This window comes from Streptomyces sp. NPDC020362, from assembly GCF_040642095.1.
Lineage (GTDB): Bacteria > Actinomycetota > Actinomycetes > Streptomycetales > Streptomycetaceae > Streptomyces.
In genome coordinates, this window is record NZ_JBFAET010000269.1 from 1 (window position 1) to 9,679 (window position 9,679).

Annotated in this window: 11 protein-coding genes; 6 read left to right on the plus strand and 5 right to left on the minus strand. The window is 73.0% G+C overall.

Annotated elements, in window-relative coordinates; genetic code table 11:
- Positions 1-11 precede the first annotated feature (11 nt).
- Entirely contained in the window at positions 12-767 is a 756-nt protein-coding gene (locus AB0H32_RS43705) for a dienelactone hydrolase family protein (protein WP_361133776.1), read from the minus strand.
- A 110-nt stretch (positions 768-877) separates the two neighbouring features.
- Positions 878-1,498 (minus strand): L-threonylcarbamoyladenylate synthase, encoded by a 621-nt coding sequence (locus tag AB0H32_RS43710; protein WP_361133779.1) that lies wholly within the window; start codon positions 1,496-1,498, stop codon positions 878-880.
- 208 nt (positions 1,499-1,706) lie between these two features.
- Between AB0H32_RS43710 and AB0H32_RS43715 the strand changes: the two genes are divergently transcribed.
- On the plus strand, positions 1,707-3,248 hold the full coding sequence (locus AB0H32_RS43715; protein WP_361133782.1) for a helix-turn-helix domain-containing protein: 1,542 nt from the start codon (positions 1,707-1,709) through the stop codon (positions 3,246-3,248).
- Between the two features lie 233 nt (positions 3,249-3,481).
- Here AB0H32_RS43715 and AB0H32_RS43720 read toward each other — a convergent pair whose 3' ends face one another.
- A complete protein-coding gene (locus AB0H32_RS43720) occupies positions 3,482-4,732 on the minus strand; it encodes a serine hydrolase domain-containing protein (protein ID WP_361133785.1) in 1,251 nt (416 codons plus the stop codon).
- 295 nt (positions 4,733-5,027) lie between these two features.
- Between AB0H32_RS43720 and AB0H32_RS43725 the strand changes: the two genes are divergently transcribed.
- Positions 5,028-5,282, plus strand: a complete 255-nt coding sequence (locus tag AB0H32_RS43725) for a hypothetical protein (RefSeq protein ID WP_361133788.1) — start codon at positions 5,028-5,030, stop codon at positions 5,280-5,282.
- A 10-nt stretch (positions 5,283-5,292) separates the two neighbouring features.
- Here AB0H32_RS43725 and AB0H32_RS43730 read toward each other — a convergent pair whose 3' ends face one another.
- Positions 5,293-5,760 (minus strand): hypothetical protein, encoded by a 468-nt coding sequence (locus AB0H32_RS43730; protein ID WP_361133791.1) that lies wholly within the window; start codon positions 5,758-5,760, stop codon positions 5,293-5,295.
- Positions 5,761-6,110: 350 nt separating this feature from the next.
- Positions 6,111-7,217 carry a PP2C family protein-serine/threonine phosphatase gene (locus AB0H32_RS43735; RefSeq protein ID WP_361133794.1) on the minus strand — a complete coding sequence of 369 codons (1,107 nt, stop codon included), beginning with the start codon at positions 7,215-7,217 and terminating at the stop codon, positions 6,111-6,113.
- A 286-nt stretch (positions 7,218-7,503) separates the two neighbouring features.
- Between AB0H32_RS43735 and AB0H32_RS43740 the strand changes: the two genes are divergently transcribed.
- From AB0H32_RS43740 to AB0H32_RS43755, 4 genes are all read left to right on the plus strand, one after another.
- Positions 7,504-8,412, plus strand: a complete 909-nt coding sequence (locus AB0H32_RS43740; RefSeq protein WP_361133797.1) for a GNAT family N-acetyltransferase — start codon at positions 7,504-7,506, stop codon at positions 8,410-8,412.
- Between the two features lie 44 nt (positions 8,413-8,456).
- Positions 8,457-8,783 (plus strand): hypothetical protein, encoded by a 327-nt coding sequence (locus tag AB0H32_RS43745; protein WP_361133800.1) that lies wholly within the window; start codon positions 8,457-8,459, stop codon positions 8,781-8,783.
- Between the two features lie 75 nt (positions 8,784-8,858).
- Positions 8,859-9,251, plus strand: coding sequence for a hypothetical protein (locus tag AB0H32_RS43750; RefSeq protein WP_361133803.1), 393 nt, complete (start codon positions 8,859-8,861; stop codon positions 9,249-9,251).
- 9 nt (positions 9,252-9,260) lie between these two features.
- Complete coding sequence (locus AB0H32_RS43755; protein ID WP_361133806.1) at positions 9,261-9,452, plus strand: hypothetical protein; 192 nt, start codon at positions 9,261-9,263, stop codon at positions 9,450-9,452.
- Positions 9,453-9,679: the final 227 nt, after the last annotated feature.

Below are 9,679 nucleotides of genomic sequence, written 5' to 3' on the forward strand. Positions count from 1 at the left end.
CCCCGCGGACCTCAGAAGGTGCGCTTCAGCAGGTCGAGCAGGGCCGCCCAGTGGCGCTCGTCGGCCTCGCGGCTGTAGGCGGGGGTGTCCGCCTGGGTGTAGCCGTGCTGAGCGCCCGGGTAGACCTCGGCGGTGTGCCGTACGCCGGCGGCGGTGAGCGCGTCCTCCAGCCGCCGGATCTGCTCCTCGGGCATGGACTGGTCCTGGTCGGCGTGGCCGAAGTACAGCTCCGCGGTGATGTGCTCGGCGCCCAGGTGCGGGCTGTCCGGGGCGTCGGTGGCCAGCCGGCCGCCGTGGAACCCGGCCGCGGCGGCCACCCGCCCGGGATGGGTGGCCGCGGTGCGCAGTGCCAGGCGGGCGCCCATGCAGTAACCGGTCAGCGCGACCGGGCCGTCGGCGACGAGGGGACTGTCGGCGAGCCGGCCCAGATAGGCGTCCGCGTCCCGCTCGGTCTGCTCGGGGGTGAGGGAGGCCATGACCGGGCCGATCCGCTCCCAGATGGTCGGGTCCGCGGCGGGGTCGATGAACTCCGGAAGCTCTCCGATCGGCGTCCGGCCGTGCCGGTGGAAGACGTTCGGCACCAGGACGGTGTAACCGGCGCCGGCGAGCCGGTCGGCCATCGCCCTCAGCTGCGGGCGCAGACCGTAGGCGTCCTGGTAGAGGAGGACGCCCGGATGCGGGCTCCCGTCCGCGGGGTGGGCGAGGTAGGCGTCGGCGGTGCCGTCCGCGGTCGGGATGTCGACGGCTGTTCCCTGTACGGCGGTCATGGTGAGAAGCCTCCTGAGGAATCAGCGGCGGGAGGAAGGTACCGCTCCGCGCTGTGTGTGCCTCTCATGCTGGCACGCAAGATCCACTCGGCCTCACCGGGAGCCCGTCCTCACTCGAAGCGCGTGGTGTCCCCGGCGCCGCGGCGCACGATCTCCGCCTCGCCGCCGGAGAAGTCGACGACGGTGGTCGGTTCGGTGCCACAGTCCCCGGAGTCGACCACCGCGTCCACCGCGTGGTCGAGCCGGTCTTTGATCTCCCAGCCCTGGGTCATCGGCTCCTCCTCGTCCGGCAGCAGCAGCGTGCTGGACAGCAGCGGCTCGCCCAGCTCGGCCAGCAGCGCCTGGGTGACCACGTGGTCGGGGATGCGCACGCCCACGGTCTTCTTCTTCGGATGCTGCAGCATGCGCGGCACCTCGCGGGTGGCCGGGAGGATGAAGGTGTAGCTGCCGGGCGTCGACGCCTTGACGGCCCGGAACACGTCGTTGTCGACGCGCACGAACTGCCCGAGCTGCGCGAAGTCCCGGCACATCAGTGTGAAGTGGTGCCGGTCGTCCAGATGGCGGATCGAGCGGATCCGCTCGATGCCGTCCCGGCTGCCCAGCCGGCAGCCCAGTGCGTAACAGGAGTCGGTCGGGTATGCGATGAGTGCGTCCGACCGCACGGCGTCGGCGATCTGGCCGATGCTGCGCGGCTGCGGGTTCTCGGGGTGCACGTCGAAGTACTTCGCCACCCGTCGAGCTTATGCCGTCTCCCGGGTATCGCACGCGCAGCCCACGCGCGCCCTGCCGCGCGCCCGGGGGCAAACCGGTGCGACGCAGCCGTGAGTCCCTGCCGCGATGCGGTCGAAGCCGTCCGCACCAGGGGTGAACGGGGGGCGCATCTGGGGTAACGTCCCCGTCGAAAGTCGAGGTCAGCACGGAGACGAGGAGAACGGTGACGTGGCCGGCCGAGCAGACGAGGACCCCCACGCCCCCCAGCTGCACGACAACGACACGGCCTGGGCCCAGCAGTTGCTCGACCAGTTGCGTCCCGCGGTCCGGGATCCGCGCCGGGTCGTAGCCTGGCTCGGGCGGACCGTGCGGGCGGCGGTCTGCCTGCAGGACGCGCACGGTGCCCTCCTCGCCGGCGACCGCGTGCCGCTCGACGCGACCGTGCTCGCCGACCTGGTCGCCGGCCGGATCTCCGCGGCCGCCCTCCAGGACGGCACACGCCACCTCCGTATGGTCCGTCTGCCCCACCCCGAACAGGGCCCGGCGGCGGGCTCGGTGCTCGCCGTGGTCCGCCCGGAACCCTTCGACCGGCGCGCGGCCGAGATCGTCCACCACGCTGCGGGCGTGCTCGAACTGCTGCTGAGGGAACGGAAACTGACGGAATCCCGGCACCGGCTGCAGCGGGCCACCGCCGACCTGCGGCTGGCCATCCTGCAACTGCTGATGGTGGAGGAGACCGTCTCCGCCCGCCGGGTGGCCGCGGGTCTGTGGCCGGGCCTGCTGGAGGAGGACACCGCCCGGGTCTACGTCGTCGAGGGATCCCCCGCCGAGCGGGACGCCCTCGCCCACGCCTGCGCGGACACCCTCGGCGGCCAGGCACTCGTCGTGCGCTGCCCCGCGATGGACGGGCACGTGATCGTCGTCAGCCCCGCACCCGCGGCGCGGGAGAGCCTGCGCTCCCTGGTCGACGGGCGGCCGGGCACCTTCCTCGGCGGCAGCCTCCGCCAGCGCCTCGCCCACACCGCCACCGCCTACGGGCAGGCCATCAGTGCCCTTGCCGTCGCCCGCTTCCGCCCGGACCAGACGGCCGTCTACGCCGAACGCACCCACCCCGCACGGCTCATGGACCCGGACGCGCTGCGCGACTGGTCCGCCGGCGTCCTGCGCCCCCTCGACAGCCTGCCCCACCACATCCGCGCCGAACTGCTCGCCACCACCCGGCTCGGTCTGGAGTTCACCGCCGTGAGCGCGGCCAAGGTCCTCGGCGTCAGCCGCAACACCGTCCGTGCCCGCATGGACCGCGTCGAGGCCCTGCTCGCCACCGACTTCTCCGACCTCACCACCCGCGCCGCCGCCCACCTCGCGCTCAACACCGAAGCGGTGCAGGAGCCGTACGACCCCCACGGCGCGTCCCCGCACCCGGCGGCCCGGGCCGGGCTCGGCGACCTCCTGGCCTCGGCGGCGCTGCGCGCCTGGGCCGACGACCTGCTCGGCCGCCTGAACACGGACGGCCGCGACCTGCGCCGCACCCTGCGGGCCTGGATCGCCGCGGACTCCAACGCCGAACGCGCGGCCCGGGACCTCGGCGTCCACGCCCAGACCGTGCGCGAGCACGTCCGATCGGCCGAACCGGTCCTGGAACGCCAGCTGCTGGCCCTCGGCAGCGATCTGTACGAGGTCGTCCTCGCCCACCTGGCCTCCGGCGCCCTCGCCGCCCCCACGCTCGGCGGGGCGAACCAGGGCCAACCGGACTCACCTGTGCACGGATGAGTCCTCGCCCGCGCCGAGAGGGCACCGGCGCGATACCCGGCGCCGTCCGGCCCACGTAAGTTCGGCACTCCGCGGGGCACGACCGGGACGGGGGTCCGGTCGGAGCCCCGCACCTGTGCCAGGAACCCAGCCGGCGGCCCGGCACCTCCTGCGGGCTCCGGTGCACCCGGTCACCGGCCGTGCACGAGCAGCGCATCACCGCCACGGCGTGTGCGTCCGGCCCGGTCGCGGCCTCACCTGGCCGCCGGCTGGGCCGGCAGGTTGAAGACGTGGTCGGGCGAGACGATCTTCGTGATCGCCTCGCCGAACAGGGTGCTCGGTTCCTGGCCGTTGTGGTCGATGTCGGTGTTGAGGAGCACCACCAGGGTCGCCTGCGCCGCCGGGAGGTAGACGGTCAGGGACTCGTAACCCGGCAGCGAGCCGTTGTGGCCGATCCAGCCCTGCACGTTGAAGATGCCGAGCCCGTACCCCGCGCCCGGGATGGGCGTCGCGGGGGTGACGAGCCGCTGCTTCTGCGTGGCGGGGCTGATCATCCAGCGGCCGTCCGGCAGTTGGCCCGTGGCCACCGTGCGCGCCCACACCCGCAGATCGTCCTGCTTCGAGATCATCGCGCCGGCCGCCCACCCCCAGGACGGGTTCCAGTCGGCCGCGTCCGCGACCTTGCCGTCGGCCGTCTGGTTCGTGTAGCCCTGCGCGTGCGGGGCCGGGAACTCCGCGCCCACCGGGAACAGCGTGTCCTTCATGCCGGCCGGGTCGAGGATGTTCCGCTGGATGTAGGTCCCGAGCGGCTGTCCGCTCTCCTTCTCGACCACCAGGCCCAGCAGGATGAGATTGGTGTTGGAGTACGAGAACTTCTGCCCCGGCGGGAACAGCACCGGATGCTTGAAGGAGTAGCCGAGCAGTTCCTGTGGGGTGAAGCTGCGCCGGGGGTCGGAGGTGAGCGCCTTGAAGAAGCTGTCGTCCTCGGAGTAGTTGAACAGCCCGCTGCGCATGCCCGCCAGCTGCCGCAGCGTGATCGTGTCGCCGCCCGGCACACCGTCGACGTACTTGCCGATCGGATCGTCCAGTCCGATCCTTCCCTGGTCCACCAGTTGCAGCAGCGCCGTCACGGTGAACGTCTTGGTCTCGCTGCCGATCCGCATGTACAGGTTCGGCGTCATGTTCCGGCCGCCGGTCACGTCGGCGACACCGTACGAGGCCACGTAACTGCCCTGGTGCGGTGTCCAGATGCCGACCGTCACGCCGGGCACGTGCGCCTCGGTCATCACCTTCTGCACCGCGGTGTCGAGTTGGCGGGCCACCTCCGGGGTGAGGGTACGGACGGCCGATCCCGAAGGGGAGGGACTCGGGGAGCCGGCGGCGAACGCGACGGTCCCGAAGGCCGGCGCGGCCCCTGCCGGAGCACCGGCGAGCGGCACCACAAGCGCCCCCGCCGCGACGGCGACCACGACCCCTCTGCGCAGGCGGGCGGGCGAATGCGACATGGGCTGACTCCAAGCACGTGAGAGCCGAACGTGCGGTGGGCGAGACGTCGGAGCCCTGTCCGTCCAGCATAGGAGCGCGTACCGCAGGGCGCCTGTCGGCCGGGACGGTCGGCACGGGCCCCTCGCGGCCCTTGGCACCCGGCCTCGGCACGGGCCTCATCGCGGCCGTGTGCACCCGGCTGCGGGATGTTTGTCGGACGGGCGGAACGCCCCGTTCGAGGGGTGCGCTCACCCGACCCGGTGAGCGGGGGCCGGGCGGGGCGTACCACCGGCGCGTTCCGGGCGTTGCCCGGGCATGAACCTTTTGGACCGCAGGGCCCCGACGTACCAGACGGGATCGCTCCTCTTCAGGCGCCTGCCCTGCGTCGAGACCGCCCCGCGCGTCCACACCGAGGTGGCCGGCGCCCTCAGAACCCGGGAACCGATCTATGCCCAGCTCGTCGAGGAGTGGCAGGCGCAGGGGCGGACCGTGCCCGCCGAACCGGACGGCCTGTGGGCCGCCTTGGCAGGGCTCGCGCAGCGCACACGGTCCGAAACCGAGCGCTCCTGATCCGCTCCGGTTACTGCCCGCCCAGCGGCGCCAGCACGGTCAGCGTGCCGTTGGCCTGCCGCAGCGCCGCCTCCAGCGACCCGGGCGCATGCAGCGTGCCGGTGCCGTCCGGCGGGACCAGCCACTCCAGGAACCGGGCGGGCCGGTACGGCGGCGGTACGGCCACCCAGGACCCCTTCGTGGCGTACCGCAGACCTGCACCGACCCAGCCCCCGGACGGGTCCGGCGGCAGGAAGAACCCGACCCGCCCTGCGGCGGTGTCCACCAGCGTCGGCCCCGGCACGGGCCGCGAGGGCTGCCACAGCAGGTCCAGGGTGAGCAGGCCGAGCCGGTCGGGAACGCTCAGGACGTCCCAGAAGCGGCCCGCCTCCAGCAGCGCGATGCCCTCGCCGTGGTCCCACTCCCACTTGCAGGCGCGGGGATCGGCCGCCGCCGCGGCCAGCCACTCCACGCCTCGCATCCACATCGTGTTCGTCATGCACTGCTCCGGGTGATCCTCGCTCGCCGGCCCGAGGGCAGGGAACGGCCGTCACCGGGCACTAGGTGCGCCTGCACGCCAACCCGGCATATGCATGCTGGTAGATATTTCTACGCGGCGGAAGGGGTGGCGGACCCTGGCGTTTTGGGTCTCGCGTTCGAACTCGGGCACGTGTGTCCGTCGGGGCGCCTGTGGACGGCACGAGCCCGCAGGGCCTTCGGGATCGCGAGGCGCCGGGGCACCGGACCCTTCGGGCCCACGGGCGCGCCGAAGGCCGCAGGCCACGATCCGCGTCCGCCGGGAGGTGGGCCGACGGGTCCGTCGGGGACGGGCGCAGGGGTCGTCGGGGGTCAGATGTCCGCCGGAGCGGGCGTCAGGACGAGCACGCTGGCGTCGTCACGGACCTCGTAGTGCCGTCGCCCGAGGTCCGCCCACACGGCCTCGGCCAGTTCACCGGAGGCCGTGTCCGTGAAGGCGGCCAGGCGCTCGGGCAGCGGATAGAAGACGCCGGAGGCGTCCCGGGCCTCCCAGACCCCGTCGGAGGCGATCAGCAGGCGATCGCCCGGCCCCAGCGGCACGGTGACCTCCTTGGGCGACTCGACGCCGACCAGGTCGAGGCCCAGCGGAGCGGCCCCCGCGACGGCCAGCTCCTCGGCCCGCCCGTCGTGCAGCAGCACCGGCGCCGGATGCCCGCAGACGACCACGCGGACCGTACGCGCGTCGGCCGTGAACTCCAGCAGTACCGCCGTCGCGAACAGTTCCCCGTGGCGCACTCCCGCCGAGTCCACCGAGAGTCTGCGATCCATCCGGGCCGCGACCGACTCCAGGTCCGGCTGGTCCAGCACCGCCTCCCGGAACGCACCCAGCAGCGACACCACCGTCGCGACCGCCACCAGCCCGTGCCCCCGTACGTCCCCCATCACCGCGCGGACGCCGTACGGACCCTCCCGCACGTCGAAGAAGTCCCCGCCGACCAGCGTCCCGTCCTGGGCGGCCCGGTAGAACCCGGCACACCCGACCCGTCCGACACGCTCCGGCAGCGGCGGCATCACGGCCTGCTGCACGGCCTGCCCGATCGCGCGCTCCGTGTCCAGCTGGGCGTCGCGGCGGCTGCGCACATAGGAGACGAACACACTCAGCACGGCGACGAACACGATGGTGAGCAGATCGGTGTTGCCCGGCCGGTCCAGATGGGTCGCCGGTATGTTCAGCACCACGACGACCAGCACGCCCAGGACGGCGGTGGCCAGCGGACCGTACGACAGGACGGCGAGCGGAGGGATCGCGCCCAGCAGGAATCCGAGATCGCTCGCGTGCGGGGTGACGACCGTGGCCGCGGTCACCGACACGAGCAGCAGGACCGGGAGCACCCGCACCCACCGCGGCGGTGGTGCGCCCCGCAGCCAGCCGCGCTCCTCCCGGTTCCGGCGCGACGACCAGCCGCGCACCGACTTCACACCCCCACGCTACGCCGACGCCGCGAGCCGAGCCTCTCACCGGCCCACCGCCCAGGGCCCCACCGCCCACCGGTCGAGCCCCAGTGCGCGCACCACGAAAACTGGTCGACGCCGCCAGGGCCGTCCGCCTAGGGTGTGCAGCACGCCCGAGACGGACGGAAGGAGGCGAGCGTCATGCAGTTCACAGTCATCCAGCGCTCCCCCCTCCCCGTTTCGCGGGCGTGCCACGTCTGACCGACCGGGAGCGCTTCACGCCGCGTACGCGGCACGCATCCCGGAGGAATCCATGACCGTCACGGTCTTCCGCACGCTCGACGAGAGCAGTGCCCACCTTTTCGACGCCATGCCGGACCCGCTGGGCCTGGCCGAACGGCACCGCCGGACCCGGTACCGCCCCGACTGGAAGCGGGTCGCCCTGCGCGGCGGCCGGGTCGTCGCCCGCGCCGCATGGTGGGCCCGGCCCGAGGACCCCGAGCCGCTCCTCGTCAACTGGTTCGACGTGGCCGAGGGCGAGGAGGAGGCAGGAGCCGACCTCCTGCGCACGGCTCCCTGGCACCCCGATGAACTGGATCTCGACCTGCCGTCCGGCTGGCGCGACGACCCGGGCCGGCAGGCCGCGGTCGCCACCCGCACCGCCGCCGCGGGCAAGGCCGGTTACCACCCGCTGGTGGAACGCTTCGTCTACCGCTGGACCCCCGAGCACGGCCTGCCCCGGCGCCCGGGACGTCTCGTCTTCTCCTCCGAGCCGGACGACGCCGTCTTCTTCGACGCCCTGCGCCGCATCCACTCCGTCACCCTGGACGCCCACGCCCGCCGGGCCATCGAGCAGGGCGGAGTGGACCTGGCGGCCCAGGAGGAACTGGACATCTTCCACTGGTTCCCGTCACCGCGCGAGTGGTGGCAGGTCGCCCGCACGCCCGCGGGCGAGACCGTCGGCATCCACATCCCCGCCCGCAATTCGTCCGGCCCGTGCGTCGGCTTCATCGGCGTCCTGCCGGAACACCGCGGGCACGGCTACGCCTACGATCTCCTCGCCGAGTGCACCCACTTCCTCGCCGAACGCGGCGGCCCGTTCATCGCCGGCGCCACCGATCAGGGCAATTTCCCGATGGCCGCGCACTTCACCCGGGCGGGATACCCCGTAGTAAAGGAGCGCATCAGTTTCTGGGCCGACCGCGTTGTCAGTGCCGGGTGACATGCTGACGGGGTGATCAACGGCGGCGGACCGGGGGAGGGGCCATGGGGTTCGACGGCACGGTGTGGTGCGTGCGCACGGGGGAAGAGCCCGTCGGGGAGATCCTGATCGACGAAGCCGACTTCCCCTGGCTGTCGGGCAGGTTCGTCCCCGGCCCCGGGTTCGCCGCCGTTCGCGATCTGTTCGCCCGGGAGCTCGCCCTGGCCGACCGGGACGACGACGCCTGCTGGGAGGAGTGGGAGTCCGCGTACGGCGAGATACGGCGCCGCGTCGCACTCTCCTCGCCGGACGGCCCGGTTCCCGAGTTCCTGCTGCACATCGAGGGGGACCGGGCGTGGTTCCGGTGGAGCGACGAGCCGTTCGCCGACTGAGGCCCGCGACCGGCCGGCCGCTTGCGATCACGAGACTGCCGGAACCCGACGACACCCGAGAGGCCCCACCCGCACATGCAGCACTCATTCAGGACCTGGAGCGCGGAAGACATCTCCGACCTGTTCGAGCTGGACGAGGAACACGAGCGGGACGGCATGGAGACCGTCGTCGCCTACCTCGGTGAGCTGGCGGATCGCGGGGTGAGCGTGGAGAGCGTCGATCGGGAGATCGATGCGGAGAGCGGCCTGATGATCGCCACCGCCCTCACCCTGGGCGGCAACCGTGTTCTCCGCGTGCATTTCCCCGCGGTTCCGCAGGCCTGGCTGCGGGGGCGCTCCGACTTCGCCGAGGAGTGGCGCGTCTGGTGCCAGGACGAGATCGGCGAGATGTTCGTCCAGGGAGAGGGGCACCTGGACTGGGCGCAGGCCGTGGAAGCCGGCGCCGGAGCGGCAGGGGACCGCAGCTGAGACTGATCGATGTCCTGGAACGAACCGACCAGGCGTGCGGCGATCGCGGGAGTCCTCCGGGACGTCCTGCCGCCGATGCAGGTCACGGCGATCGCCCTGCCCGTCCGGTGGAGCGTGACCTATGTCAGGCAGCACAGACGGAACGCGGCCCTGCGCGCGTACGGTGACGACCTGGCGGCTGTGCTCGACGCGACGAAGTGACCGCCCCCCGCCGGCCCGGGCGCGGGGGAGCGGGCCGCCCGGGGGAGCGGACGGCAGCGGCGGGCTCGGACGCGTATCCGCGTGCAAGGGCCGCCATGACATGCCGTCACCCGGAAGCGCGCCTTTCCCCTGTGCGGCACGGCGAGCTCGCTCGACGCTGCCGCCGTGCCGCCGTGCCGCCGTGCCGCCGTGCCGCCGTGCCGCCGTGCCGCCGTGCCGCCGTGCCG

Excerpts from the sequence above, each read along its gene's own strand:
- AB0H32_RS43740 (WP_361133797.1), top strand. The coding sequence starts at position 7,504 with ATGACCGTCACGGTCTTCCGCACGCTCGACGAGAGCAGTGCCCACCTT.
- AB0H32_RS43750 (WP_361133803.1), top strand. The coding sequence starts at position 8,859 with ATGCAGCACTCATTCAGGACCTGGAGCGCGGAAGACATCTCCGACCTG.
- AB0H32_RS43720 (WP_361133785.1), bottom strand. The coding sequence starts at position 4,732 with ATGTCGCATTCGCCCGCCCGCCTGCGCAGAGGGGTCGTGGTCGCCGTC.
- AB0H32_RS43755 (WP_361133806.1), top strand. The coding sequence starts at position 9,261 with ATGTCCTGGAACGAACCGACCAGGCGTGCGGCGATCGCGGGAGTCCTC.
- AB0H32_RS43705 (WP_361133776.1), bottom strand. The coding sequence starts at position 767 with ATGACCGCCGTACAGGGAACAGCCGTCGACATCCCGACCGCGGACGGC.
- AB0H32_RS43730 (WP_361133791.1), bottom strand. The coding sequence starts at position 5,760 with ATGACGAACACGATGTGGATGCGAGGCGTGGAGTGGCTGGCCGCGGCG.
- AB0H32_RS43745 (WP_361133800.1), top strand. The coding sequence starts at position 8,457 with ATGGGGTTCGACGGCACGGTGTGGTGCGTGCGCACGGGGGAAGAGCCC.
- AB0H32_RS43725 (WP_361133788.1), top strand. The coding sequence starts at position 5,028 with ATGAACCTTTTGGACCGCAGGGCCCCGACGTACCAGACGGGATCGCTC.